This window comes from Bacillus sp. T33-2 (assembly GCF_002860205.1).
In the GTDB taxonomy this organism is placed as follows: Bacteria; Bacillota; Bacilli; order Bacillales; family Cytobacillaceae; genus T33-2.
Genome location: NZ_PGVB01000010.1, coordinates 437,536 through 463,168 on the forward strand (window position 1 = coordinate 437,536; position 25,633 = coordinate 463,168).

General features: G+C 44.3%; 24 protein-coding genes, 1 tRNA gene and 1 riboswitch. Of the genes, 6 read left to right on the forward strand and 19 right to left on the reverse strand.

The features are described 5' to 3' along the window. Positions 1 to 42: 42 nt before the first annotated feature. The 8 genes from argJ to CVD19_RS09170 form a co-directional block, all read right to left on the reverse strand. On the reverse strand, positions 43 to 1,278 hold the full coding sequence (gene argJ, locus CVD19_RS09135) for a bifunctional ornithine acetyltransferase/N-acetylglutamate synthase (protein WP_101581532.1): 1,236 nt from the start codon (positions 1,276 to 1,278) through the stop codon (positions 43 to 45). Between the two features lie 155 nt (positions 1,279 to 1,433). After that, on the reverse strand, positions 1,434 to 2,468 hold the full coding sequence (gene argC / locus CVD19_RS09140; protein ID WP_101581533.1) for an N-acetyl-gamma-glutamyl-phosphate reductase: 1,035 nt from the start codon (positions 2,466 to 2,468) through the stop codon (positions 1,434 to 1,436). 391 nt (positions 2,469 to 2,859) lie between these two features. Beyond that, positions 2,860 to 4,284, reverse strand: a complete 1,425-nt coding sequence (locus CVD19_RS09145; RefSeq protein ID WP_101581534.1) for a sigma-54 interaction domain-containing protein — start codon at positions 4,282 to 4,284, stop codon at positions 2,860 to 2,862. A 315-nt stretch (positions 4,285 to 4,599) separates the two neighbouring features. Continuing rightward, complete coding sequence (locus CVD19_RS09150) at positions 4,600 to 5,385, reverse strand: 3-hydroxybutyrate dehydrogenase (protein ID WP_101581535.1); 786 nt, start codon at positions 5,383 to 5,385, stop codon at positions 4,600 to 4,602. Between the two features lie 49 nt (positions 5,386 to 5,434). Further along, positions 5,435 to 6,106, reverse strand: coding sequence for a 3-oxoacid CoA-transferase subunit B (locus CVD19_RS09155; RefSeq protein ID WP_101581536.1), 672 nt, complete (start codon positions 6,104 to 6,106; stop codon positions 5,435 to 5,437). 18 nt (positions 6,107 to 6,124) lie between these two features. Beyond that, entirely contained in the window at positions 6,125 to 6,826 is a 702-nt protein-coding gene (locus tag CVD19_RS09160) for a CoA transferase subunit A (RefSeq protein WP_101581537.1), read from the reverse strand. Positions 6,827 to 6,863: 37 nt separating this feature from the next. Then, positions 6,864 to 8,306, reverse strand: a complete 1,443-nt coding sequence (locus tag CVD19_RS09165; RefSeq protein WP_101581538.1) for a GntP family permease — start codon at positions 8,304 to 8,306, stop codon at positions 6,864 to 6,866. A gap of 370 nt (positions 8,307 to 8,676) precedes the next feature. Next, positions 8,677 to 9,396: a YwiC-like family protein gene (locus tag CVD19_RS09170; RefSeq protein WP_101581539.1), complete on the reverse strand. Its 720-nt coding sequence runs from the start codon at positions 9,394 to 9,396 to the stop codon at positions 8,677 to 8,679. Positions 9,397 to 9,625: 229 nt separating this feature from the next. Next, positions 9,626 to 9,732, forward strand: a riboswitch (SAM riboswitch). 136 nt (positions 9,733 to 9,868) lie between these two features. Here CVD19_RS09170 and CVD19_RS09175 point away from each other — a divergent pair. Together CVD19_RS09175 and CVD19_RS09180 are read left to right on the forward strand one after the other, a co-directional pair. Continuing rightward, positions 9,869 to 10,927, forward strand: a complete 1,059-nt coding sequence (locus CVD19_RS09175) for an LLM class flavin-dependent oxidoreductase (RefSeq protein ID WP_101581540.1) — start codon at positions 9,869 to 9,871, stop codon at positions 10,925 to 10,927. Between the two features lie 17 nt (positions 10,928 to 10,944). Beyond that, entirely contained in the window at positions 10,945 to 11,895 is a 951-nt protein-coding gene (locus tag CVD19_RS09180) for an ATP-grasp domain-containing protein (RefSeq protein ID WP_101581541.1), read from the forward strand. 58 nt (positions 11,896 to 11,953) lie between these two features. Here CVD19_RS09180 and CVD19_RS09185 read toward each other — a convergent pair whose 3' ends face one another. From CVD19_RS09185 to CVD19_RS09195, 3 genes are all read right to left on the reverse strand, one after another. Beyond that, complete coding sequence (locus CVD19_RS09185; protein ID WP_101581542.1) at positions 11,954 to 12,391, reverse strand: respiratory nitrate reductase subunit gamma; 438 nt, start codon at positions 12,389 to 12,391, stop codon at positions 11,954 to 11,956. Between the two features lie 133 nt (positions 12,392 to 12,524). Continuing rightward, positions 12,525 to 13,079 (reverse strand): molybdopterin-guanine dinucleotide biosynthesis protein B, encoded by a 555-nt coding sequence (gene mobB, locus CVD19_RS09190; protein ID WP_257985068.1) that lies wholly within the window; start codon positions 13,077 to 13,079, stop codon positions 12,525 to 12,527. Then, positions 13,067 to 14,332 carry a molybdopterin molybdotransferase MoeA gene (locus tag CVD19_RS09195; protein ID WP_101581543.1) on the reverse strand — a complete coding sequence of 422 codons (1,266 nt, stop codon included), beginning with the start codon at positions 14,330 to 14,332 and terminating at the stop codon, positions 13,067 to 13,069. The genes mobB and CVD19_RS09195 overlap by 13 nt, the downstream gene beginning before the upstream one ends. A 230-nt stretch (positions 14,333 to 14,562) precedes the next feature. Between CVD19_RS09195 and ric the strand changes: the two genes are divergently transcribed. Next, positions 14,563 to 15,270, forward strand: a complete 708-nt coding sequence (gene ric, locus CVD19_RS09200; protein WP_101581544.1) for an iron-sulfur cluster repair di-iron protein — start codon at positions 14,563 to 14,565, stop codon at positions 15,268 to 15,270. Between the two features lie 300 nt (positions 15,271 to 15,570). Here the strand turns inward: ric and aroD are convergent, their stop codons facing one another. From aroD to CVD19_RS09225, 5 genes are all read right to left on the reverse strand, one after another. Further along, positions 15,571 to 16,341: a type I 3-dehydroquinate dehydratase gene (gene aroD / locus CVD19_RS09205; protein WP_101581657.1), complete on the reverse strand. Its 771-nt coding sequence runs from the start codon at positions 16,339 to 16,341 to the stop codon at positions 15,571 to 15,573. A gap of 6 nt (positions 16,342 to 16,347) precedes the next feature. Continuing rightward, a complete protein-coding gene (locus CVD19_RS09210) occupies positions 16,348 to 16,857 on the reverse strand; it encodes a shikimate kinase (protein WP_257985082.1) in 510 nt (169 codons plus the stop codon). A 408-nt stretch (positions 16,858 to 17,265) separates the two neighbouring features. Beyond that, a tRNA-Arg gene (locus tag CVD19_RS09215) sits at positions 17,266 to 17,339 on the reverse strand. A 277-nt stretch (positions 17,340 to 17,616) separates the two neighbouring features. Then, complete coding sequence (gene moaA, locus CVD19_RS09220) at positions 17,617 to 18,633, reverse strand: GTP 3',8-cyclase MoaA (protein ID WP_101581546.1); 1,017 nt, start codon at positions 18,631 to 18,633, stop codon at positions 17,617 to 17,619. Between the two features lie 291 nt (positions 18,634 to 18,924). Beyond that, positions 18,925 to 20,445: a nitrate/nitrite transporter gene (locus tag CVD19_RS09225; RefSeq protein WP_101581547.1), complete on the reverse strand. Its 1,521-nt coding sequence runs from the start codon at positions 20,443 to 20,445 to the stop codon at positions 18,925 to 18,927. Positions 20,446 to 20,813: 368 nt separating this feature from the next. On the opposite strand from CVD19_RS09225, the gene CVD19_RS09230 reads away from it, so the two are divergent. Continuing rightward, the gene (locus CVD19_RS09230; RefSeq protein WP_101581548.1) at positions 20,814 to 21,512 is read left to right on the forward strand and encodes a Crp/Fnr family transcriptional regulator; all 699 of its coding nucleotides are present in this window, start codon (positions 20,814 to 20,816) and stop codon (positions 21,510 to 21,512) included. Between the two features lie 56 nt (positions 21,513 to 21,568). On the opposite strand, the gene CVD19_RS09235 is transcribed toward CVD19_RS09230, so the two are convergent. The 3 genes from CVD19_RS09235 to CVD19_RS09245 all read right to left on the reverse strand — a co-directional run bounded on the left by CVD19_RS09235 (position 21,569) and on the right by CVD19_RS09245 (position 24,074). Next, positions 21,569 to 22,690, reverse strand: a complete 1,122-nt coding sequence (locus CVD19_RS09235; protein WP_101581549.1) for a TIGR04053 family radical SAM/SPASM domain-containing protein — start codon at positions 22,688 to 22,690, stop codon at positions 21,569 to 21,571. 226 nt (positions 22,691 to 22,916) lie between these two features. Further along, the gene (locus CVD19_RS09240) at positions 22,917 to 23,228 is read right to left on the reverse strand and encodes a metal-sulfur cluster assembly factor (RefSeq protein ID WP_101581550.1); all 312 of its coding nucleotides are present in this window, start codon (positions 23,226 to 23,228) and stop codon (positions 22,917 to 22,919) included. A gap of 78 nt (positions 23,229 to 23,306) precedes the next feature. Further along, entirely contained in the window at positions 23,307 to 24,074 is a 768-nt protein-coding gene (locus CVD19_RS09245) for an alpha/beta fold hydrolase (protein ID WP_101581551.1), read from the reverse strand. A 205-nt stretch (positions 24,075 to 24,279) separates the two neighbouring features. Here CVD19_RS09245 and CVD19_RS09250 point away from each other — a divergent pair, with 205 nt between their 5' ends. Together CVD19_RS09250 and CVD19_RS09255 are read left to right on the forward strand one after the other, a co-directional pair. Next, a complete protein-coding gene (locus CVD19_RS09250; RefSeq protein WP_101581552.1) occupies positions 24,280 to 25,098 on the forward strand; it encodes a Cof-type HAD-IIB family hydrolase in 819 nt (272 codons plus the stop codon). A gap of 284 nt (positions 25,099 to 25,382) precedes the next feature. Continuing rightward, entirely contained in the window at positions 25,383 to 25,574 is a 192-nt protein-coding gene (locus CVD19_RS09255; RefSeq protein ID WP_101581553.1) for a DUF3813 domain-containing protein, read from the forward strand. Positions 25,575 to 25,633 lie beyond the last annotated feature (59 nt).

The window sequence follows — 25,633 nt, forward strand, 5'->3', positions numbered from 1 at the left end:
AACTTTTTGACTTATATTCTGTAGCTTGCATAATTTTTAGATTCATGTCCTGTAGCTTGCATTAATTTTCACGTAATCATATGACAAGTCACAGCCCCAGGCAATTCCTTCCCTTTCGCCTACGTGGAGATCAACCAAAATCTTGACCACTTCATTTTGCAGATAGGTAAATGCTTCCTCTTCGGAGAACGGCACCGGGTTGCTTTGATTTAACATGCTTATCGCTCCCAGATAAACATCTACTGTATCGGGATTAACATAAGCCTGACTCTGGCCGACCGCCCCGATAATTCTTCCCCAGTTGGCATCTGTACCGAATATGGCTGTTTTGACCAGATTCGAGCCGACTACCTGCTTTGCGACAGCCCTTGCCTGCTCGTTATCCACCGCACCTTTTACCTGTACCTCAATCAGCTTTGTGGCACCTTCACCGTCACGTGCTATTTGTTTGGCCAGGCTCTCGCAATTTTCCTTTAATAACTGCACAAACAATTGCCAATCAGGATGATCAGGTGAGAGCGGGTCATTGTTGGCGGCGCCGTTTGCCATTACGAGGACCATGTCATTTGTGGAGGTATCCCCGTCAACGGTAATTTGGTTAAAAGTTATATCCGTTACCTGTTTCAATGCTGTTGCCAAATGTTCGGGGGCCACGGCTGCATCAGTGGTGATGAAGGCCAGCATTGTGGCCATATTTGGATGGATCATCCCCGACCCCTTTGCCGTTCCGCCTACATGCACCAGTTTTCCGCCAATTGTGGCTGCAAAGCAGCTATGCTTCATCACTGTATCGGTCGTTAATATAGCCGTCTGGAAATCCTCTGCATCCATTTGCTGAGTCCCCGGTGCCAGTTGGTTAATTCCTGCTTCAATTTTGTCCATTTGCAGGTATTCCCCGATGACGCCTGTTGATGCAACTGCGACATAGTGTTCTTTTAAGCCGAATTTTTGTGCTGCAAGGGATCTCATTTTCAAAGCGTCCTGCATGCCTCTGGCTCCTGTGCACGCATTTGCGCAAGCACTGTTCACTACCACCGCCTGCAAAAGTCCTTCTTTGGCGATACTTTGCTGTGTCACATGCAAAGGAGGAGCCTGAAAATGGCTTGTTGTATAGACAGCGGCACTGCTTGCAGGTATTTCGCTTAAGATAACACCCAAATCCTGTTTATTATACCTGAGCCCGGCATGGACCCCGTCTGCCTTGAAACCTTTTGGGGTCAAGATTCCCCCGGCCGCAATCTTTTTTATCAGTGCTTTTTCCGTTAACGCCTGTTTCATGTTACCCTCCTTATGCTATGGAAAAGGGGCGAGCGGCTCTGCTGATCACCCACAATCGTGCTTTTTGTAGCCAGGCGGACAGCTTTCCTCATGCCGCCTTCTTTGTTATCGTATCTCCCGAACTACAGTTTTATGGATTTAGCTGCTTAAATTTGCTATGGATATAACGGTATCAGCTTCAGCCCTGCTTTTTCATCCAGGCCGCACATGATGTTTGCATTTTGGACTGCCTGCCCGGCAGCCCCCTTCATTAAGTTGTCGATGACAGAGACAATCGTTAATCTCCCCGTGCGCCTGTCTGCATGCAGCCCAATGTCACAGTAATTTGAACCACTTACTTCTTTAACAGCCGGAAACTGGCCCTCAGGCCTGATTCGTACAAACGGCTCGTTTAAATAGGTTTCCTCATATAGTTGCAACAGCTTCTTGGTATTCAGATCATTTTTCAGCTGGACATAGATGGTGGCCATGATCCCTCTCGTAATCGGAAGAAGGTGGGTGCTGAACGTGATTGCTCCTGCCGCATCATCCCATCTTTTGATCTGCTGTTCGATTTCTGGAATATGCTGATGCTCATTCACTTTGTAAATTTTGAAGTTTTCATTTATTTCGGGAAACAATGTCCCTCTCGAAGGTGACCTGCCAGCACCTGATACACCTGATTTTGCATCTATAATGATAGATTTGGAATCAATCAGTTTTTGTGAAACAACGGGGGCAAGGCCCAGCAACGTTGCTGTCGGATAACAGCCTGGATTTGCGATTAAGTTAGCTGTTGCAATTTGCGTCCTGTTCCATTCACACAATCCGTACACCCCTTGCCCCAGCACGTCCTCATTTACTGGCTCATGGTGATACCATTCACGGTAAATTTCACCATTTTTAAAACGGAGGTCGCCAGAAAGGTCGATAACCTTAATATCCCTTCCTGCAAAAGCTTCCACAAGCTTTCCAGATACGCCGGATGGGGTTGCCAGAAAAACGAGGTCTGCACCCTCGGCAATTTTCTCCACATCCAGTTTTTTCAGTGTCTGTTCAAAAATGCCGGATAGATGAGGGTATTCCTGGCTAATGCGAATTTCATCTCTTGTTGTATGGATTGAATGGATTTGAAACACTGGATGTGAATGCAATATCCTGATTAATTCGCCTCCGCCATAGCCCGTTGTCCCGATAATGGAAACTTTCATTAGTTCCTCCTTCCAGCATAGATGTATATTTACTCATAAATATACATATTTATAAATTCGATTTATCTTATTATAAGAAGCTGTTTTCAGAATTGCAACCCATTTAACAACTTTTTGTGAAATATTTTATTTGATTATGGGTTTCATATAATACATAAAAAACCGGGTCTCACCTCTTCTATTGAATTAAACTACTGTCCAAATTTTGTATGTATTCCAAAAATCTTATGGAGAAGGGACGTTATAGCCATTTCTTATTCCCCGTTTTAAACATGCAATAAACTAAAATCACTAAATGTTATAAATACGTTATATAAAAAAACAATGGCTCTTGTACCAAAAGCCATTGTCTTTGCTATTCATGCCATATAATCAGCTGGTTTTCCACAGGTCATTCTAAGCCAGGGTATGCAATATCATGGATTTTGCATTTTTCGTAAAAACTCGTTTTGCTGATGTGCAGCAATCTTGCTGCCTCCAATTTATTCCCCTTTGTCACACGCAAGGCATGCAGGATGGATTGCTTCTCTACAAGGGCCATCGTTTCTTTTAAAGGCTGCACCTTTATCACGGCTTCATTTTTCGACGAAATAAACTCGCAAATGCTCTCTGTTTCAGTATCCTGGTCCCGAAGATACAGCGGCAAATGGGCTATCCTGACAATATTGCCATCCAATACGTTTATTGCCCTTTCCAATACATTTTCAAGCTCACGAATATTTCCCGGCCAGTTATGCTGCTCCAATTTTTCAATTACTTCTGCTGACAATTCAATTCCCTTGCGGTGAAATTTCCGTTCCAATTTCTTTAATAAGCTCGCAGAAATTAACCCAATATCTCCCCGTCTGTTTCTAAGGGGAGGAATTTCGATTTTAATGACATTTAAACGGTAATATAAGTCCTTGCGGAATTTGCCGTCTTCGACCATTTTTTCCAGGTCTCTGTGCGTTGCCGCGATAACCCTTACATCGACAGGAATGGAATTTTGCCCCCCTATCCGCTGTATTTCTTTTTCCTGAAGGGCCCTCAGCAGTTTACTCTGCATAGAAAGCGGCATGTCCCCTACCTCATCAAGAAAAATGGTCCCACAATTGGCTATTTGAAATTGTCCCTTTTTCCCGCCTTTTTTCGCCCCTGTGAAGGCCCCATCTTCATAGCCAAACAATTCCGATTCCAGTAAATGCTCCGGAATTGATGCGCAGTTAATTGGGACGAATGGAAAAGATGCGCGGGTGCTGTTGTTATGTATGGCATGTGCGAACAGTTCCTTGCCAGTTCCGGACTCGCCAAGCAACAATACGGCAGATTGGCTGCCAGATACCCTTTCTGCCAGGTCTTTCGCAGAGGAGAATGCTGGGCTGTTCCCGATTAAATCATTGAAACTATACTTGCTCTTCAGCTCTTTTTCAAATTTTGTTTTGTAGTACTTAAGCTCTTCTAACAATGGCTGGATTTTTCGTTTGTATTCCCACCAATCTTCGGGATTCCGGAACATTACTGTGCCAAGTGCCCCTACGAGCTGGCCATCAACAATCAGTGGAAAACGGTTGGCAATCATCTCACTCCCGTTGATAGGCTGGACGGATGCCAATTCAGCAAGCCCGGTTTTTGCCACAATATGCATGCGGGTATTTTCTATTACCTCGGTAACATGCCGGCCTATGGCATACTCGACCGTCGTCTTCAAAAACTCGCAGTATGCCTCGTTGATGTAGCGTACAATCCCCCCACGGTCAACCACGACAATCCGCTCCGCTGAAAGATTAATGATTTCCTCAAGCCATTTGTACGGTATATGATCTATTCCAAGCTTCATTGCCATCACCTTTTTAGCCTAGTTACACTCATTATATCAAATTCCTGCTGTTACCTTTAAAAAATTTCCAAAAATTTAAAAAACAGGTTCTTTTGCTTCAGTAATGGTAGGAAGCAGTGTTTGCGCCGTCTCACGATTGGGAATTTTGAATCTATCAATGTTATGATGGACAGTTTCAGCGCACTCGGGAGCATTTTGTCTTTCATAGCCGTTAATGATGTACATATTCCGGCCCTTGGAAGCAAAAAACCCTGTTCGAACATCAAACAGGGTTTAATGACTAATCATTGAACTGCATATCTCTGCAATCAATAATCACTGAATTGTATATCCGCCGTCCAGCACCACAGCCTGGCCGGTAACGCCGCTTGCTTTGTCACTCGCCAGGAAGACGGCATAATCGGCAATCTCGGAAACTGTCAATAACCGTTTCTGCGGGACAAGCGGATAAATGACTTCCTCCAGCACCCGCTCAAGCTGGACATTTCTTGTGGCAGCCAGGTCTTTCAGCTGGTTTCGTACAAGCGGAGTATCTACATACCCCGGACAGAGGGCATTGACGGTAATCCCATGCTCTGCCCCCTCCAATGCTGCAACTTTTGTCAATCCGATGACACCATGCTTCGCACTATTATATGCCGCTTTCCCGGCGAACCCGATCAAACCGTTAATGGATGCCATATTGATCACCCTGCCAAAGCCCTGCTGTTTCATGATTGGAAAGACCGCCTTAATCCCTGTAAACGGTGCGGTAAGCATGACTTTTATTAAAAGCTCGAATTTTTCTGTCGGGAATTCTTCAAGTGGTGAAACATATTGAAGCCCGGCATTGTTTACAAGTATATCCAAACGGCCTAGTGACTGATGGGCTTTTTCAAGGCTGTCCCTGAATGCCTCCTCATCAGTCACATCACATGGCGCACTTAGCGCTTGGAATCCGGCTTCAGTGAGTTCGGCAACCACCTGCTCGCTTTTTTTCGTGTTCAAATCCGAGATGACCACTTTCGCCCCCTCTTCCGCAAAGCCTTTTGCGATTGCCAATCCTATTCCGCTTGCAGATCCTGTAATAAAGGCAGTTTTTCCTTCAAGAAGCTTCCCCATACTATTCCTCCCTGATAAAATCTAATAAAACAATACGATTTTCAATCTATTAATCTTGTATAGCCGGTTCATTTTGGTTAGCCAGCAACCCCGGTGCTATTGTAAAAGCCGCCTCAGTTTTTTCGCGAACCTCCTCAATGGTCGCACCTTCCTGAAGTTCTGTTAAGACCATCCCGCTACTGATAAAATCAAATACAGCCAGGTCCGTTATCAAGCGATGTACAACCCGCTGCCCAGTAAGCGGAAGCGTGCATTGTTTCTTCACTTTTGATTCTCCGTGTTTATTGACATGCTCCATTACTACAATGACTTTTTTCGCACCATTGACAAGGTCCATCGCCCCGCCCATGCCTTTGACCATTTTTCCTGGGATCATCCAGTTGGCAAGGTCCCCGTTTTCGGATACCTCCATCCCGCCCAGGATCGCCAAATCGATGTGCCCGCCGCGAATCATCGCAAATGATTCGGCGCTGTCAAAATATGACGCACCCGGCACCGCTGTAACAGTCTCTTTGCCCGCATTGATCAGGTCTGGGTCTATCTTATGTTCAGTCGGGTATGGCCCGATTCCGAGCAGCCCATTTTCCGACTGAAGCATGACAGTGTAATCCCGTGGTATTTCATTGGCTACGAGAGTGGGCATCCCGATCCCCAGATTCACATTCATTCCATCCTCAATTTCGAAAACGGCCCGCTTGATAATTTTAAGCCGAACATCCATGCTGCTGTTTCCTCCTTTCTACACCTGGGCAACCGTCCGCCGTTCTATTCTCTTTTCGTAGTTTGCACCCACAAGCACCCGCTGTACATAAATGCCCGGAGTATGGATATTGTCCGGGTCGAGTTCCCCGATCCCGAGCATTTCCTCTGCTTCCGCAATCGTTATTTTTCCGGCCATGGCAGCAAGCGGATTGAAATTCCTGGCGGTTTTGTTATATACGAGGTTCCCAAAAGGATCCGCTTTCCACGCCTTCACGAGTGCGAAGTCGCCAACAATTGCTTTTTCGAGGATGTATGTTTTTCCGTCAAACTGTTTATGTTCCTTGCCTTCAGCCACCGGAGTCCCTACACCGGTTTCGGTATAAAATCCTGGAATACCGGCACCCCCGGCACGGATCCGTTCGGCAAGGGTCCCCTGGGGAACGAGTTCCACCTCCAATTCCCCGCTTAAAAATTGCCGTTCAAAAATTTTATTCTCCCCGACATATGAGGAAATCATCTTTTTAATCTGTCTGTTCGCGAGCAAAAGTCCCAATCCCCAATCATCAACACCGCAGTTGTTGCTGACAATCGTCAGGTCCTTTACTCCCTTGTCGCGTAACGCGATGATTGCCTTCTCCGGAATTCCGCAGAGCCCGAAACCGCCAACGATCAGCGTGGCGCCGTCATGGATGTCGTTTATTGCATCCTTAAAAGAAGTTAATACTTTCCCCTGCCTCACTCAAAACTCTCCTTTCAAGCCACATAATGCGGCGTTTTTACACAAGACCGGTCAACGAATAAAGGGCGATGATGAAGAAAACAGCGAGAGTTTTAATTACAGTGATCGCAAAAATATCCTTATATGATTGCCTGTGAGTTAACCCTGTAACCGCAAGGAGAGTAATGACAGCTCCGTTATGCGGGAGTGTATCCATTCCGCCGGATGCCATTGAAATGACTCTGTGCATTACTTCAGGGGGGATATTGGCCGCAGCGATCGCCTTATTGTATGTTTCAGCCATCGCACTTAACGCGATACCCATTCCCCCAGAAGCCGAACCTGTGATACCTGCAAGGGTAGTCGTGGTGACAGCTCCATTGACGAGCGGGTTTGTAAAAGTCCCGGAAATTCCGTTACTGATCAGCGCAAACCCCGGCAATGCAGCAATGACACCGCCAAAACCATATTCTGCCGCAGTATTCATTGTAGCGAGCAACGAACCCCCGATGCTTGTATTCAGGCCCTCTTTAAAGTTTGCCGTCACCCGTTTCCAGTCATATAATATTGTGGCGATGATACCAACAATCAAAGCCATTTCAACTGCCCAGATTGCCGCAAATGCGGAAACATCGACAACACCGAGGGCATCCATTCCTACTTTCGTAAAATCAAAGCCGTCCGGATACCATTGCGGGATATAGGTTACAAAGACTTTATTCATTACCCCAACAAGGATGAGTGGTACAAATGCAAGTATCTGGCGGCTCAGAGGCTGGCTCGTCGACAGGTCAGGGACCGGTTCTTCTTTTGAAGCCAAATTTGGAGCTTCAGCTGCAGCGGCTGTCTCTGAATCAAACCCATAGTAGCCCTCTCCTGCTTTTTGTGCCTTTTTACGGCGGGACTCAAGATAAATCAGGCCAAGAATCAGGACAAAAATCCCGCCAACAATACCCAGTATCGGTGCTGCATAAATATCGGTTTTAAAGAATGAAACAGGAATGACGTTTTGGATTTGCGGCGTGCCCGGCAACGCATCCATGGTAAAGGTGAAGGCTCCCAAGGCAATCGTGCCGGGAATAAGCCGCTTTGGGATGTTTGCTTCTCTGAACAAATGCGCGGCAAATGGATAGATTGCAAAGACTGCTACGAATAAACTTACACCGCTGTATGTGAGTACAGCACCGAGCAGCACGATAGCCAAAATTGCCCGCTTTGCCCCAATCGCGCGTACAATCGTTTTTGCAATCGACTCCGCGAGCCCGGACATTTCTACCACCTTGCCGAAAATCGCCCCTAATAAAAATACTGGGAAATAGTTCTTGATAAATCCGACCATCTTCTCCATGAAGACGCTTGAAAAAAACGGCAATACATGGCTTGGTTCAGTCAATAGAACAGCAAAAAGTGCACAAATCGGCGCGAACAAAATAACAGAAAAACCCCTGTATGCCACAAACATTAATAGGCCAAGTGCCAGCAGAATGACGATTAAATCCATGTAAATCCCCCTTGTTCAACTTTTAATTAAAGTTTCAACTCCTTATAGAAAACGTTTACAAAACTCCACCCTCCTTACTAATCAAATTACTAATACATTTGTATTAAGTTGCAATAACCGTGCCAAAAACGCTTTTTATTCTAAATTATATAAATATTTAATTTAACCCTTGTGCTAATGGAGTTTCTCAGTTTTCAACCGTTTTAATATCAATAATAACGACAATTTACCATTCAATCATTTCCGGGATTCTGGAATTTAACCTGAACTTCATTCCTGAAATGCGGAATATTCCGTATTTCAGGAATGTCAATTTTTTGTGCATGCAAAAAAAATAAGCAGTGCTTGTGAAGACTGCTTAAATATAAATCTATTGAACTATAGCGAATATCATACTGACAAAGAACAATGCTGCGTTGATAATTTCATAAATACCTACCTTCATGATGGAAAGTGGTTTACCGTAAAAAACGAATGCCCTGACGAGACTGGCAACGAAAGCAACTGCGGCAACAGGTTCGCCGAGAAGCAGCCATAGAAGCGGCACCAAGATATGGTACGTCCAGGAAATCCATTTGAATTGCTGATTCTTCTTTTCCCTTATCATTGTTTTTACATAAAATGTACTTCCTGTAAAAAATAACACCGAAGCTGCAAAAACCAGTACAGCCTCTTCCTTCACCTCCGCACCTGGCAAATAGCTGCTCGCCAGTCCTGCAATTCCAAAAACAAAAATGGCACTAAAATCGTTTAATAGGGCACGGTCCCGGTTTTTACTTGAAAAATATGCATTCACGATGAAGAACGGGACCATGGCAAATCCGAAATAAATAATGGATGGAGCCACAAAGAGCGGGAACAACAACAGCAATAGCGCTGGAATTATATAGACCAAAGTCCACTTTCGGTAGAATGGTATCTTTTTCTTTTTAAATGATAGCAGCATTGGGTATGTTGCTAAATATAGTAAAAGCCAGCCAAAAAAGAAGGGTATGTGCACCCATGTGAATTTTGACGCAATCACTCCAAGCCAGAAAGGGATGATCAGCATAGCCCATGCGCCGTGCTGTTTTGGCAGGAATAATTTCATAGTTCTCACTCCTATATATTTTGCCTATCCTCAATATAAACGACTGCACGCTTCAAAAAAGTGAAACACATCACATATTTTAAACTGACAAAAAACCGTAACAAAAAACTAAAGTGCGCTCGCTCCGCTGGTAGTACCATTGTGCCTCCCCTTGAATTTTTTAGGATTGACTTTTACACCAATTTAAAATATTATCACTTTAGCAAACTAAAATTTAATACATATGATCTTCTTATCAAGAGAGGTGGAGGGAAAGGCCCTATGAAACCTCGGCAGCAGGTTCTGTTTGAACACTGTGCCAATTCCTGCAGACCTTTGTGTTTGCAAAGATGGGAAGAGAGTGATAAATAAAACTCTCTTCATCATGAAAGGGAGTTTTTTTGTATATTGAGGATTATAGAAATATCTTTTAGTAATACACCAACTTAATTGCTTGGAAAAGTTGCAATAATTTAGCGGAGGAGAAAACAAAATGAAGTATGGATTTTGGCTGCCGATCTTCGGCGGATGGCTGCGGAATATAGAGGATGAAAATATGCCCCCCACTTTCGAATATGCGAGGAAGGTGACCCAGTCGGCTGAAGAATGGGGCTACTCGACCACGTTAATTGCTGAATTGTATTTGAATGACATTAAAGGACCCGAGCAGGATTCACTTGAAGCATGGACAACCGCGGCGGCACTTGCTGCGGTGACTGATAAAATCGAAATCATGACAGCGGTCCGTCCCGGCTTCCATAATCCAGCCATCACAGCGAAGATGGCAGCAAATATTGACCAACTGAGCAATGGCAGGTTCACACTTAATGTCGTGTCTGCCTGGTGGGAGGAAGAAGCGCGCCAATACGGAGGCATTTTTACCGAACATGATGAGCGCTATGACCGCACTCGGGAATTTATCGATGTGTTAAAGGGCCTTTGGAATGAAGAAAGCTTCTCTTATGAGGGGAAATTTTATCAGCTGAAGGACACAAAGCTGTTCCCTAAACCTTTCCAGCGTCCGAATCCCATCCTTTACGCCGGTGGCGAAAGTGAAAAAGGAAAACAGACGATCGTGGACAAATGCGATGCCTATGTCATGCATGGCGGCACTGTTGAAGAAATAGAAACAAAAATAGCGGGCATGAAGGCGCGCCGTGCCGGCACTGGCAATCCGGAACTGGCTGAATTCGGAATGGCTGCCTATGTCATATGCCGCGATTCACCGGAGGAAGCTTTTGCGGAGCTCGAGAGAATCACTAATGTAAAAGAATCCAGCGCATATGCCGGATTCAAGGATTTTACAAGCAAGTCGCAGCTCGAGCAGCAACTCCAGCTTCAGGATTATTCAGTATCAAACCGGGGCTTGCGCCCTAATCTGGTAGGGACGCCGGAGCAGATTGCCGACCAGATTTTGAAATATGAAGAGGCGGGACTAGGGCTGCTTCTGCTCCAGTTTTCTCCACAGCTCGAAGAAATGGAGCGGTTCGCGAAACAAGTCATGCCGCTCGTTGAAGAAAAAAGAAATCAGCAGCATGGTGTTGCCCTCTAACGAAAGGTGTGAAGAATATGAGTAAAATTTATATTATCCACGAAAATAGTGAATGGACCATCCACTTGACAAAGCGCCTTGAAGAATTGGGGCTCCCGTTTGAAGAGTGGCATCTTGATGAAGGATTGCTGAATCTGGGGCAGGAACCGCCGGAAGGTATATTTTATAGCAGAATGAGCGCTTCATCCCACACAAGGGGGCACCGTTTTGCCCCCGAATATACAACCCAGGTCCTGGCATGGCTTGAGGGCCATGGCCGCAAGGTGTTTAACGGATCGCGCCCACTCGAATTAGAGATAAGCAAAGTCAAGCAATACTTAGAGCTTAATAAGCATGGTGTCAAAACACCACAGACGATTGCTGCGGTTGGGACAGCCCAAATATTGGACGCAGCCAGGGAGTTCGACGGAAAACCATTCATCACAAAGCATAACCGTGCCGGAAAAGGGCTCGGAGTCCAATTATTCTATTCTGTTGAGGCATTGAAGGAGTATGTCGAAGGCCCAGATTTTGAGGAACCGGTCGATGGCATTACCTTAATCCAGGAATACATCCAGTCCCCGGAAAGTTATATAACACGATGCGAGTTTGTCGGCGGGAAGTTTGTGTACGCAGTCAAGGTTGATACTTCGGAAGGCTTTGAATTATGCCCGGCAGATGCCTGCCAGATTGGCGACCTGTTCTGCCCGGTTGGTGAGGAAGTTGAAGAAAAGCCAAAATTCCAGGTTATCGAAGGTTTCAGCGATCCGATACTTGAAAAATATGAGAAAGTGCTCCAGGCAAACAACATCCATGTGGCCGGAATCGAATTTATCCGCAATGCTGATGGAGAAATCTTTACCTATGATATCAACACGAACACAAACTATAATTCAGATGCCGAAGCAAAGGCTGGTAAATATGGCATGCTTGAATTAGCAAAATTTTTAGGCGAAAAGTTGAAACAAGAGGAATTAAAACTAGGTTAAGACTAGGTTAAAAAACCCCGAATAAGGACATTTAAATGCCGTCCTTATTCGGGGTTTACTATGCCCTTTTGGCATATTGGATTTTTATCAATAATTTTTTTACATATTCATGGGGCTTCAAAAGGTACGATACTTTATTGGTAAAAGCCAATCCCATTAAAAAAGAAAGCGCGATGATGAAATGGGCTTGAGAAAGAATGGAAATATTTGAAACCAACTCCATGTCCGGCTTCAGTTGAACCAGGCTCAGCACCCAGCGCAAGATCCGGACCGGCTCATCTGCGATGCTCCCAAACAACAGCATCCCCATTCCAGTCAGTGTACTAAGAATCAACAAGGCTTTAACTGCATTCACCAAAATCCGGCGAGCTTTGGTAATCACGTCAGGCTCATCGAATTCCTTCGCAGGATCATATTGCCAGACGAGTCCCATTACGACAGTCGCCGCAACAGTATATGGGTATATAATCCATATAAATATTTGAAGCATTCCCATTCTTTTCCCACCTCAAGCCCATCGATATCAAACATTAACCCCATAAATATTTTAACGTCGGGGTCGGGCGTCCACAGTGACAAAAGTCGCTCTTTTACCTGATTTGCGACTTTTTATACATTCTATGTCCAAATTAAGAAAAATCATTCTGTTCACAATCTTTCCACTTGCCTTTTAAATACTCAACTATCCACATGCATCCTTGCTCATCGTCCGCAAAAAAAACAGGTTGCTCCTGCCATGACTGTAGCTTTTCAGTCAGATCACTGTCACGGCATAAAACCACCTCGATCTGCTGTAATTCTTCAAGCAGCTTAAGATCTTCTTCTCCCCTGATCAATACAGCTTTTGGATAGTTCTCATATTTATAGCCTTCTATTAAAATCAGATCAGGTTTAAAAAATGACATCAAGCTTATCTTTTCCTCGAGCGTCCAATCATCCTTTTCTGCCTGGAGGAGTATCCTCCCTTCCCCTTCAACAAGGGAGGCAGCAGCTCCGGCGGCGACATGGCGGCCTGAATCCTTTTTTAATGGCAGGTCAGGCTGCCCGCCGTGGCCATGGTGCTTTATTGTAGCCGTCTTGATGTTCATATATGACAGTCTTTTGATGAGATCAAGGATAAGTGTCGTCTTGCCGCTGTTTTGGAAGCCTGAAACTTGAAAGACTAGTGGCTTCACCAAGGCCATTCACTGCCATCCTGGTCCTCAAGCATCAAAACGTCGACTTCCATCCCCTGCTCAAATCCCCTGGTCCCGCCAGGCAAAATCATCAATGAATTTGCACCAGCCAGGCTCATGATGATATTGGATTTATCGAGTCCGCTTGGAGATGCAACAAGCCTTCCATCTTCAACCTTTAGGGAACTTCTCACAAACCGGGTAAAAGGGTTGGCCTTTGGAAAGTCGGCTTTCAGGATAGCTTTTTCCTTTCGCAAATGCGGTTTTGCTGAAAACAGCATTTTGCGGATAACAGGCCTGGCGAACAGCTCAAAACCTACATAGCACGCAGACGGATTGCCCGATAGGCCAAACAACAGCTTTCCATCAAGCTGTGCCACAGTTGTCACACTGCCCGGCCGCATCGCTACTTTATTGAATAGCACTTCCGCTCCGAGCTTTTCATAAATCGCAGGCAGATAGTCAAAATCCCCTACTGAAACACCTCCTGTTGTAATAAACAAATCAACTTCACCTATTGCCTTCTGTACGGCCTCGAAGCATGTGTCAAAATCATCAGGCAACTGGCCAAAATACCTCACCTCGGCCCCGGCCCTGAGAATTTGTGCAGCGATCATATGTGAATTGCTGTTCCGGATTTTTCCCGGAACAAGGGGTTCATCCACATCAAGCAATTCGGTACCAGTTGCGTACAGACCGATTACTGGTTTTCTTGCAGCAGGCACTTCACCATAACCAAAAGTTGCCAGCATCGCCTGGATTCCAGGGTTGATGAGGGTCCCCCTTTGGACTAGAATTTCTCCTTCTTTTGCATCTTCACCACGGAAAGAAACATTCTCCCCTTGTTTATGCCGCCTTTTTGTAGTCATAAAGTTTTTTCCGTCCCGCTCCGACTGTCTGGCCAATTCAAGCATGACGACAGCATCAGAGCCCTCAGGCATCAGGGCGCCTGTCATGATCCGGACTGCCTGGAACGGGCCGACAATTTTATCCGAAACCGCACCGGCTCCAATATGGTCGATTACTTCAAATTCAACAGGATTTATTTGTGAAGCCCCGGACGTATCTTCAGCCCTTACTGCATAACCATCGTAAGGCGCACGGTCAAAATGTGGCACATCACTTGTCGCCGTCAAGTCCTCCGCAAGAAAGCGCCCATAGCTTTTATCTATAGAGACGAACTCTGTCGATCCTGGTCTTATGAATTGCATCACCTTTTCAACTGCTTCACCAACTGGAATTGGTGTTCTTTTTTCAAGCATTTAATCAGCTCCTTGCACTGCTCTCAAGTATGTATCTGCTTTACATTATAAGAGTATATTAATCGGCCCAACATGACAAACATCAGAAAATCGGAAACAGTAAGTTCACAAAAAGTATATATCTAAAAAAAACACATCCAAAGTGTGATGCAAATCACCAACTCTTTAGTCCCTTTCCTTTAAGATATGCTTATAAACAGCCATAAGGCTAAATAAAGGAGGATTTTCAAATGACTCTGCCATTTAATGAAGCTTCGTTAGTTAAAGATATTGTAAATATTTTCCCGAAATCCAGTGACCTGTTTAAAAGGAACCGAATCGACTTTTGCTGTGGAGGGAACCGTCCGCTTGCAGAAGCAGCGGCTGAAAGGGAAATTAATATACAAGATTTCATGGCCGAACTCACCGGGTTATACGAAAAAAATGCAAGTATTCCTGAAGATATGGAAGTATGGACTGATTCTGATTCAGTGATCCTGGTCAACCATATAAAAGAAAAGTACCACCGCACTCTTGAAGAGGAACTTGGACTGTTAAGCCCGTACATCACCAAGGTAGCCAAGGTGCACGGCGACCGGCATCCAGAGCTTTTAAAGGTTTATGATTTGTTCTATGAACTGAAAAAAGACCTGCTAGAGCACACTGAAAAGGAAGAAGAAAGTGTATTCCCGCTGCTTCTCCAACTCGAAAATGCAGATGCCCAAAAACGCGGGGAAATAGTAAACCACATCCGCGAGCTCGAAAAAGAGCATGACCATGCCGGTTCTATCCTTAAAGAACTTCGCAACATAACATCAGATTTCGTTCCGCCGCTGGATGCATGCGGAACATACCGTCTCGTCTATAAGCGCCTGGAAATGCTTGAAGAACATACTTTCATGCATGTTCACCTGGAAAATAACATCCTGTTCCCTAGATATATTGAAGCAACAGCATAAGAACTGATTATAAACAGGCCTCCAATGAGAGGACTTTTCTTCATTTCCAGGGGAATGCTGGATTTGTTATTTATATTTTTACGATTGATACCTGTCTATTGGACAATATCGAGGGCCTGCTTTCCGTAAAGTCCATTAGAACCCTTCTATTGGGCATAATTCAAAGCTTCCTCTAGTCCATTAGATTCGCTTTATTGGACAAAATAAAGGATTTCCTTTCACTAAAGTCCTTTAGAACTGCTCTGCAGAAAAAGAAGGCATCTATGTTGGTCCTCCCAACAAAGGTGCCTTCTTGATCTATTATTTTGATAAATTTTTGTGCACCAGAGATATTACATTCCTCAGTTCTGTAATGTCCAACTGGCCTGGGGCGGACGCTTTCTTAGCCGCTCCAAACGTAATTGCCGAGCCAAACACCTCACCTGCAATACGGCTGATGACACCCTTTCCGGCCATCGACATCGTAATGATTGGCCGGTCAGCGTACAGCTCAGACATTGTATAGGTTGCTTCCAATAAAGTCAGCACGTCTGCAGTATTGGCTGGCATTACAGCAATTTTCGGCAAGTCTCCGCCAAGTTCTTGGGCTCTGCGGAGCCGGGAAATGATTTCTTCTTTTGAAGGTGTCTTTTGAAAATCGTGATTGGAAATGATTACATGCACTTTATTGGCATGCGCTGCTTCCACTAATGTTTTCACATCTTTTTCATCATTGAAAAGCTCAACATCGATGATATCGGCCTGGCCGGTTTCAGCAATAGCCTTGTTCAATTGCACGTAATACGTCGTGCTAACTTCCCGTTCACCGCCTTCTCTTGCACTGCGAAACGTAAATATAAGGGGAGTTTGCGGTAGCATCCTACGGATTTCTTCCAGGGTGGCTGTCACTTTGTCAATATCTGTCACATTTTGAAAAAAATCAGATCGCCATTCTACAATATCGAAGTCGAGATTACGCAAATACGAGGTTTCTTCTACTATTTGCTCCAGCGTTTCTCCGGCAATGGGAACGCAGATTTTCGGAGCACCTTCTCCGATTATTATGTTTTTAACCTTGACAGTTTTTTTCACGCCCACTCACCACTCATTCTTTTCTTCATCCTTTATTACAGGCTGCTTCAATAAATGAATAATACATTCGGCAACTTCACACGCATCCCGATTGTCAGTTTGTACTTTCAAATGATGGTGGGAGTAAATCTCCTGCCTGTCATCGAAAAGCTGTTTTATTTCTCCGGCAGACTTTCCTTGTAAAACAGGGCGGCTGTCAATGAGAAGGCTTATACGTTCTTTCCAGTTCTCCCAGGATATATCGAGAAACAAGACGATACAGGAGGACAAACAGATTTTCCTGATTTCGTCTTGCAGGAAAGCTCCTCCTCCCAATGATATGACGAGTGATTTGTTTCGGGATATTTTTGTTATGAAATCTTTTTCTTTTTCCCTAAAGGCTTTTTCACCAATTTGAGAAAATATTTGTGAAACCGGCATATTATATTCCTTTTCAATTTCTGCATCTACATCAATGAACTTTCTGTTTATTTTTTGTGCTATAAGTTCACCTACAGTTGTTTTGCCGGCACCCATAAAACCAATCAATATGATACTTTTTTCATCTATACAAATACCTTGGTCCACTGCAAAATATCCCCCTAAGCTCAGAACGTACATGGAATACTCAATTTTCCAGCATTTTTAACAATAACTTGTTATCATTATAAAACTTCTTTCTTAGTAGTTGAATATATATCCTTTACTTAATAGAAGACGTATTCGAACAATGCTACGAGGCACATCCGGCTTTTGCCTTGATCAACGCTGTGAACGCATTAAAGTAATGAAGCTGAAAAAGCGGAGAAATTTTTTCTCCGCTTTTTTGTTTATATTACTCTTATTTACGCTTTGTTCAGCTTAAAATTTACAGTGCTCAAAACCTGCCCAAGTGTCATCTTCTAACTTTGACAAAAAAACCTTGAATGATCAAGGTTTTCAGAGCGTCCCAGAAGAGATTCGAACTCCCGACCTACAGTTTAGGAAACTGTTGCTCTATCCTACTGAGCTACTGGGACATATATTTTAAAAAATATAAATTGTACACACACATTCAGTGCTACCGTCCTGATTTCAGAAAGTTCATTCAAGGAGCGGCTCGACCAGTACGCTGATACCTTTGCTTCCCAGCTTATTCGATCGTACTGAGCTACTGGGACAAATATGCGACTTACATATTATATGCCGGATCAATATAAATTTCAAGTACTTCCTTAAAAATTTTGTTCTATGTGCTTAACCCCATAACAGGCTGCTTAATATAAGAGCAGAAAAGGCTCCCAAAGAAGCCTCAACTTAACCGCCGATATATGACATTTCGATCTTTTTCCGGTGAGCCGCTGTTTCGGCAGTCCTTTCCTCTGAATAGCGGTCGTTTCTGCCATTCCAAATATTAACTACTTTGGCCCTGATGTCTTCATCCGAAGCACCATTTCTCATGAAATCACGAATATCGTGGCCGTTGCCGTTGAACAGGCAGGTGAATATTTGTCCGTTTGCAGAAAGACGTGATCTTGTGCAGCTTGAGCAAAACGACTCGGACACCGAAGCAATAAACCCGACATCTGTGTCTGTTCCTTTATAACGGTATCTTTTGGCAACTTCGCCAAAATACGCAGGTTCAACTTGCTCCAATTCATAATGCTCGTTGATGATATCGTAAATCTGCTTTTTGGTGATCACGTCGTCCATTTTCCAGCCATTTGTACTGCCGACGTCCATAAACTCGATATACCTGAGTTCAAGACCTTCCTGTTTGCAAAACTCTGCCATCGGCAGAATTTCTGAATCGTTGAGGCCTTTTTTGACAACCATGTTTATTTTTACCCCGAAACCAGCCCGTTTTGCGGCTTCAATCCCTGCCATGACCGGTTTCACACCGACTTTACGACCGTTTATCTGGCCAAAAAGTTCATCATTCAGGCTATCCAGGCTGATGTTGACACGTTTTAATCCTGCTTCCTTTAGCTGGTCGGCCAATCTTGGCAACAGGACGCCGTTTGTCGTCAAAGCAATGTCCTTCAAGCCTTCAATGTTGGAAAGCATTTCGACAAGCAGCGGAAGGTCTTTGCGGAGCAGCGGTTCTCCTCCGGTAAGGCGGATTTTTTCCACCCCCATCCCGACGAAAATTTTGGCAAGCCTTTCAATTTCCTCATAAGTGAGAAGCTGGCTTTTTGGCAGGAACGCAAAATCGGGTCCAAAGATTTCTGCCGGCATGCAGTATTGGCACCGGAAATTGCAGCGGTCAATGACCGAAATCCTTAAATCCCGGAGAGGCCTGTTCAATTGGTCTTTAACAATTTGTTTATCCATCATCGTCAACTCCATTTAAAGAAGTCCTGTTATTGACATTGTAACAATTAACATATCTCGGAACTGTTAATATTCTCGCACTTATTTTACAGGCAACATAAACTGATCATTACTGTGGGCATTTTATTAATTGTACCATAACATCGAACAATAATTATACAGCTGCTTCCTACATTACAACATAAAAACAGCATCGATAGTGTTATTTATCCTGATTGTCATGATGTTGTCAAAAAATAAAAATACTGCATTCCATCTATTTGAAATGCAGTATTTTTGGGGTTTTATTTTTCAGCTTGAGCGCTTGTTGTTCATCTGTTTATTCTTGGGAATCTCACTGAACATGCCGACATAGTTTTTTACTTCTCCAGCCTCGTTCTTGACGGGGCTGATTGTCAGCCAATCCGGATAGATTTCGCCAGTTTTCTTCTTGTTCCAGATTTCTCCCTGCCAACACCCGTTCTCTTTAATTGCTTTCCACATGTCCGAATAAAATTCTTCCTCATGTTCACCGGATCTCAACACACTTGGATTCTTTCCAATGACCTCCTCTGGGCTGTAGCCTGTTACCGTTGTAAAGGCAGGATTGACCTTTTCGATATTTCCTTTGATGTCAGTAACCATAATGCCTTCTACAGTGTGGTCTATTATGTTTGATGCAAGGCTCAATTTTTCCTGATAAAACATCCAGATAACAATGATCAAGCTGGCCAGTGCCACTTCTGACAGCGCCATAAATCCAATTGCATAATGTCCTGTCAAATTGAAAAGGACTGACAGCATCAATGGCGGGAAGAAACCGCCCAGGCCGCCCATGGCGGCGACTATGCCGTTTACGATACCAGCCTGTTTCGAGAAATACAACGGAACGAGTTTGAAAATTGCCCCGTTACCGGTACCTGCACATACAGCAACGGTTAAACAGCCAACGGTATATACATTTAAATCCGGCGTGAACGAAAGCAGGATGCCGGAGATTGCCAGTCCGGCAAACACGAACATCAAAATGATAAACGAGTTGAATTTGTCACCGAGCCAGCCGCCAATTGGCCTAAAAAAGGTAGCCAGGGCAATGAAGCCTGCTGTCCTTAAACCTGCATCCACTTTTTCCAACCCAAAATGAGATACGAGGAAGTTTGGCAAATAAATCGTGAACGCTACAAACGCCCCGAATGTCAGGAAGTAAAACAAACATAAAGCCCAGAGTTTTTGATTTTTATATACGCTCTTAATTTGATCCTTCAAAGGTGTGATCACTTTTGGTTCATGCCTGTCGCCTAAAAAGAAATTCAGTAAAGCAAAAACGAGCAGCAGCACGAGGTAAAGCTTTACAGCGAGCTGCCAGCCAAACTGAGTTGCGACTACCGGGGCAGAAAATGTAGAGATGGCAGTCCCTAAATTACCTACGCCATAAATTCCGTTTACAAATCCATGACGTTCTTTCGGGTAATATTTAGGCAATGATGTGACACCAACCGAGAATACCGCCCCGCCAATCCCGACAAGCAATCCGCCCAGCAAAAGGTCTGAATAACTGTCTGCCAGACTGATATAATACACCGGGAATAACAATAGCAAAAAGCTGATGAAAAATAATTTTCTTGCGCCGAATCTGTTGGTCCAATATCCAATTGGGATCCTCAGCAGCGACCCGAGCACAACCGGGATGGCCGTTGCCATTGCTACCTGGTTTGCGGACAGTTGTATATCTTCTTTTATAAACGGCATCAATGATGACAAAATCACCCAAACCATAAAACCTGCAATCAGACTGAGGGTTTGCAGTAGAAGCTGAAGCTTTTGTACCTTCATCAATTATTCTCCTCCCAACCATTTATTCGTATTGAACCGCCATGTGTTCTTTGTGTAAGGCGTTTCCTTTGGCTACATAGTAAAAAATATCTCACCGAATAGATGTGAGGTACGTCACACCTAAACTGAAGTTCAAAAATCCGTCACACAATGATCGCTGAATATGAATAACTGCCCGAAAAGAAAATATACAGTAATGTGCAGATGTGTTTACTTACAATAAGTTACGAAAATGTGAACAATTGCGGCTAAAAAGGTGACAACATTTCAACAAGTGTCGGCTGCTCATACATTAAACACTATGATGGTGTTATTATTGGGGAAGCAAAAAGGATTCGGCCAACTTTTATTAAAGGGTGATGATTAAAATGCCAGCAACAAATAAAGCCACTCATTCAATCGAAATAAGAGAATTGCTGCAATTCGCAGACCGGAAAATACACGCGGAAAAGGGAACATATCTGTTTCAGGAAGGAATGGAAGCTGAGGAGCTTTACCTTATCCTTTCAGGTAAAGTGCAGATAAGCAAGGTGACAAAAGACGGGCGGGAGTTGGCACTCAGGATTTGCGGACAAAATGATATCTGCGGAGAATTGACTCTCTTCACAGACTCACCAAAATACTTGTTAAGCGCCTTTGTGATTGAAGGCGCTGAAATTGCCGTTATTAAAAAAGATGTGATTGAGAAGGAAATTTTCCAAAATCCTGCCCTTGCTTTTGAATTCATGAAGTGGATGAGCGACCATTTCCGCAAAACACAGACGAAGTTCCGGGATCTTGTCTTGAACGGAAAAAGAGGGGCACTTTTTTCAACCTTGATTCGGATGACCAACAGTTATGGCGCCCAAAAACAGGACGGGATCCTTATCGATCTCCCGCTTACAAACCAGGAACTGGCCAACTTTTGTGGCACTTCCCGTGAAAGCACGAACAGAATTTTGAATGAATTAAAGCGAGAACATGTCATCTCCATAAAAAAAGGCAAAATCATCGTGCATGACCTTGACTTTTTACGGGATGAAATCGGCTGCGAAAACTGTCCGGCAGTATTTTGCAGCATTGATTAATAAGCATTTCTTTAATGAGAGTGAAACCGCAACAGAGTTTCACTCCCTTTTTATTGTTATGCCTGTTTTTGTTTTCGCATTGCTTTTGGAATGTACATACAGAATGGCTCGCTTTCAAGGTAATCTCCGGTCATGGCATAAGCACGTGAACGGGATCCGCCGCAAACATACCGGAATTCGCACAGGCCACATTTCCCCTTGTAACCATCCGGATTTCTCAGTGCCTTGAACACTGGTGATTCACGGTAAATCTCAGAAAGCGGCTGCTCCTTCACGTTTCCTGCTTTTACAGGAAGAAGCCCGCTCGGATAAACATCACCGATATGGGAAATGAACAAAAATCCGTTTCCATCATTGACGCCTTTTGGCGCGCGGCCAAGCCCGTCGATTGAGCCGGTGAGCCCTTGCTGTGTCAGTGCATCTAAATACTGGATTTCGTCGAGATGCTCTTTAGTTTCCCGCATTTTTTGCTGGATGACCACCCGGCGGTAATGCTGTGCGGCAGTCGTTTTGATGTCAAAACTTACCCGCTTGCTCAATTCGTACAGCCATGTAAAGACTTTTTCATGCTCTACAGGGGAAATCATGTCCTTTTCCTGTCCTCTTCCGGTTGGGACGAGGAAAAACACGCTCCACAGAACACAGTTCAATTCTTCAATCAGCTTAGCCATTTCATCCAGGTAGCCAATGTTGTAACGGGAAATGACCGTGTTTATTTGAATTGGTATTTCGAGTTCGTGCAGATACTTAATTCTTTCGATCGTCAAGTCGAAAGACCCCGCCGTTCCGCGGAAGTGATCATGGATTTCAGCGGTCGGACCGTCAAGGCTGAATGCCCACCGTGACAATCCCACTTCTTTAGCCTTCTCAATGGCTTCCTTTGTCACATTGGGAGTGGCACTTGGTGTCATCGATACACGGACACCCTTTTTAACCGCGTACGCAGCTATGTCAAAAACATCCTCCCTCATTAAAGGGTCCCCGCCCGTAAACACAAGCATTGGATTATTCATTTCATATATCTGGTCGATCAGCGCTTTTCCCTCTTGAAAGGAAAGCTCTCTCGGGTCTCTTCTGTACTGTGCTTCGGCGCGGCAATGCAAACATTTCAGTTGGCAGGCTCTAGTCAATTCCCAGATCACAATGAACGGGTCTTTATTAAAATCACTCGAAAACATCCTTCATGCGCCTCCTAAAAAACATCATCTCTTATGTAAAAGTATAGGAGGGTTTTCATCATAATGAAGTGAACTACCTCACAAACAATCAAGTTTAATTGACAAATTTGTGAAGGGAGCCAGTTCCCTGAAAAAAGATAAAAACAGCAGAAGCCTGCTGTTTTGTGGTTAAGATATCGTTATGACCTCATATTCGGAAGTGAGTTCAATTTTTTTGACCTCCGCGTTAGTCCCTGACGCCAAGGGCGATTTTAGCATAGCGGGACATTCTGTCCTTTGACCAGGGCGGGTTAAAAACAATGTTTACCTCTGTATCCTTGACCTCTGGCAGGTCGGCGAGCGCTGTCTTGACCTGGTCTACGATTGTGCCGGCAAGCGGGCATCCCATCGACGTGAGCGTCATTGTCACTGTCACAATCCCATCTTCGTCCATTTCCACGTCATAAACCAATCCCAGATTGACAACATCGATGCCAAGTTCCGGATCAACTACCATTTCGAGTGCACCCATGATACTGTCTTTTAATTCCTGGTCCATTTTTGTTTCCTCCTTTTTGATTCGCTAATCTCAGTGAATAGCATAGCAATGAAAATTTCTTTTTTAAAGTAAATCCCCCTACAAATGCTTTTCAAACCATTCTACAGTGCTGTAAACCCCTTCCTGGGATACTTTATGGCCCGCTTTATGGTCTGAAATGAAATGAAGCTTGTCAGGATTGCCTTCATAGAGCGGCCTGATTTTTTCGTAAAATTGATGCGCCTGCCAGTATGGCACGACGGGATCCAATTCTCCATGCCAGAATAATAATGGGCGGTTTTCAAGCTTTTCCGGGTGAAGGCTTAAATCGTATTCCCTCAGTTGATGAAGCAATTTGGATATTTCACCTTCAGAAAAAGGAAGCTGGAAGCCCCTCTGATGCACTTCCTCAATCTGAAGCCGGGCGTATTCCTCATACGCAGGGTTTCCCATCAGGCTGACTGCAGCCTTGATCCATGGATATTTTGTCAAGGCTCCAAGTGTGACAATGCCTCCCATTGAAGTGCCTGCAACACCGATGCGTCCAGGATCGGCAAGGTCCTCCCCAGTAAAATGCTCTTTTACGAGTTTCAGTTCCCTTATAGTCGATAATACAATTTCCCAAAAGCGAAAGCTTAATTCCCTTTCGCCCATGCCTTGCCTGCGTTCCCCGTGGTGCTTTGCATCCGGCAGCACAACGCGGAATCCTTTTTCAGCCATGAGATAGGCATAATGCATGTTGTTTTCCTTGGCGCTAGTGAAGCCGTGGATGAAAATGATGAGCGGAAGTTTTTCAGACAGAAGATCCTGTTTTGCCATGTGCAGCACGGGAATATCTATTATTTGTTGATTTTCTATACAAATCAAGCCTTTTACCTCCTGTTGTACGCAAGTGCATTCAAATGATTTTTTTACAATAAATATGTAAAATAGATAACATAGTAATAATAAGATGTACTTATGCAACATATAACAAGGAATAGTCATCCTGTATAAAGTCTACCAAATTGACCCTTGTTTTCCTAAAGGTTTACACTGAAACACTAAATAAATTGCTGACGAAGGAGTATTTATGACAGAGAAACATTTAATTGCATTGGATTTGGATGGAACATTATTAACAGACGACAAAACCGTTTCGGAAACCAATAAACGGGTGCTCCGAAAGGCCAGGGAACAAGGGCATGTCGTCATGATTGCGACCGGACGGCCGTTCCGGTCAAGTGAAATGTATTACCATGAACTGGAGCTTGATACCCCGATTGTCAATTTTAATGGGGCATTCATCCACCATCCCCTTGACCAGAAATGGGGCGTCCATCATTCACCATTGGCGATCGAAGTGGCCAGGGATGTCGTGGAAGCACTCCACGATTTCCATTTCCACAATATCATTGCCGAAGTCATTGATGACGTGTATTTACACTATCATGACGAAAAGCTGCTGGACATTTTCAGCTTCGGCAACCCGAATATTACAACGGGCGACTTAAGGAAATACTTAAAGGAGTCCCCTACAAGCATGCTGATCCATACTGACGAACAGCATGTAAAAGAAATCCGAAACCATCTTTCCGAAGTTCATGCAGAGGTAATCGACCACCGCAGCTGGGCTGCACCGTGGCATGTCATCGAGATTGTTAAATATGGCTTAAACAAAGCGGTTGGATTGAAAAAAGCATCTGAATATTTTCAAATTCCTCCCGAACGGATCATTGCGTTCGGTGACGAAGACAACGACCTTGATATGCTCGAATATGCCGGGCGAGGAATTGCCATGGGCAATGCGATAGACGAGGTTAAAGCGATTGCCAATGAAGTGACTCTTTCAAACGAAGAGGACGGAATCGCCGTGTATCTTAACGACGTTCTTAATTTGAAGGCACTATAAATAACGCCGTTTATGTTATGTTTCGCCTTTTTGCGGCTGGGGATACAGACTTAATCCGCGGCAAATAGAGCATACTACAGGGGAAGCAGGACAACTGTTTCAAATCACAGCTCGCATATGGAGGGATTTCAATGGGTAAACGGAACAAATCCAAACGTTTTGTGCAACAGGGTGTAGACACTGTGACCATGCACGACCAACGTATCCCCTACCACACGACATATGCCGAAGCAGAAGCACGGAGACTGGATAAAGTACGCGATTCCTCATTGGGGGGGATATAAATGGCGAACAGGCTGTTCCGGGAAGCGAAACGATTTGTTGAAATCGCCGGAGAAGCTGAGCCTGTGGACCAGCGGAAAGCCGTGTACCGCGCTAAGAATTCCCTTTCTTCCGCGTATGCCAATTCCACCACCGCAGAGAAAGAACAGCTTCGGATATATCAAAACGAGCTTGATTCCCTTAAAAAACGTTGAACAAAATTATGAGCTGGCACGATAATGTGCCAGCTCTATTCATTTTTTTCAAAAAATCT

Excerpts from the sequence above, each read along its gene's own strand:
- CVD19_RS09195 (WP_101581543.1), bottom strand. The coding sequence starts at position 14,332 with ATGCTTGAAAAAAGAACACCAATTCCAGTTGGTGAAGCAGTTGAAAAG.
- CVD19_RS09185 (WP_101581542.1), bottom strand. The coding sequence starts at position 12,391 with ATGGGAATGCTTCAAATATTTATATGGATTATATACCCATATACTGTT.
- CVD19_RS09170 (WP_101581539.1), bottom strand. The coding sequence starts at position 9,396 with ATGAAATTATTCCTGCCAAAACAGCACGGCGCATGGGCTATGCTGATC.
- CVD19_RS09150 (WP_101581535.1), bottom strand. The coding sequence starts at position 5,385 with ATGGGGAAGCTTCTTGAAGGAAAAACTGCCTTTATTACAGGATCTGCA.
- mobB (WP_257985068.1), bottom strand. The coding sequence starts at position 13,079 with ATGGCCTTGGTGAAGCCACTAGTCTTTCAAGTTTCAGGCTTCCAAAAC.
- CVD19_RS09210 (WP_257985082.1), bottom strand. The coding sequence starts at position 16,857 with ATGGGTGCCGGCAAAACAACTGTAGGTGAACTTATAGCACAAAAAATA.
- CVD19_RS09225 (WP_101581547.1), bottom strand. The coding sequence starts at position 20,445 with ATGAAGGTACAAAAGCTTCAGCTTCTACTGCAAACCCTCAGTCTGATT.
- CVD19_RS09145 (WP_101581534.1), bottom strand. The coding sequence starts at position 4,284 with ATGAAGCTTGGAATAGATCATATACCGTACAAATGGCTTGAGGAAATC.
- CVD19_RS09180 (WP_101581541.1), top strand. The coding sequence starts at position 10,945 with ATGAGTAAAATTTATATTATCCACGAAAATAGTGAATGGACCATCCAC.
- CVD19_RS09240 (WP_101581550.1), bottom strand. The coding sequence starts at position 23,228 with ATGGACCAGGAATTAAAAGACAGTATCATGGGTGCACTCGAAATGGTA.
- CVD19_RS09250 (WP_101581552.1), top strand. The coding sequence starts at position 24,280 with ATGACAGAGAAACATTTAATTGCATTGGATTTGGATGGAACATTATTA.
- CVD19_RS09230 (WP_101581548.1), top strand. The coding sequence starts at position 20,814 with ATGCCAGCAACAAATAAAGCCACTCATTCAATCGAAATAAGAGAATTG.
- CVD19_RS09255 (WP_101581553.1), top strand. The coding sequence starts at position 25,383 with ATGGCGAACAGGCTGTTCCGGGAAGCGAAACGATTTGTTGAAATCGCC.
- moaA (WP_101581546.1), bottom strand. The coding sequence starts at position 18,633 with ATGGATAAACAAATTGTTAAAGACCAATTGAACAGGCCTCTCCGGGAT.
- ric (WP_101581544.1), top strand. The coding sequence starts at position 14,563 with ATGACTCTGCCATTTAATGAAGCTTCGTTAGTTAAAGATATTGTAAAT.
- argC (WP_101581533.1), bottom strand. The coding sequence starts at position 2,468 with ATGAAAGTTTCCATTATCGGGACAACGGGCTATGGCGGAGGCGAATTA.
- CVD19_RS09175 (WP_101581540.1), top strand. The coding sequence starts at position 9,869 with ATGAAGTATGGATTTTGGCTGCCGATCTTCGGCGGATGGCTGCGGAAT.
- CVD19_RS09165 (WP_101581538.1), bottom strand. The coding sequence starts at position 8,306 with ATGGATTTAATCGTCATTCTGCTGGCACTTGGCCTATTAATGTTTGTG.
- CVD19_RS09155 (WP_101581536.1), bottom strand. The coding sequence starts at position 6,106 with ATGGATGTTCGGCTTAAAATTATCAAGCGGGCCGTTTTCGAAATTGAG.
- argJ (WP_101581532.1), bottom strand. The coding sequence starts at position 1,278 with ATGAAACAGGCGTTAACGGAAAAAGCACTGATAAAAAAGATTGCGGCC.
- CVD19_RS09235 (WP_101581549.1), bottom strand. The coding sequence starts at position 22,690 with ATGTTTTCGAGTGATTTTAATAAAGACCCGTTCATTGTGATCTGGGAA.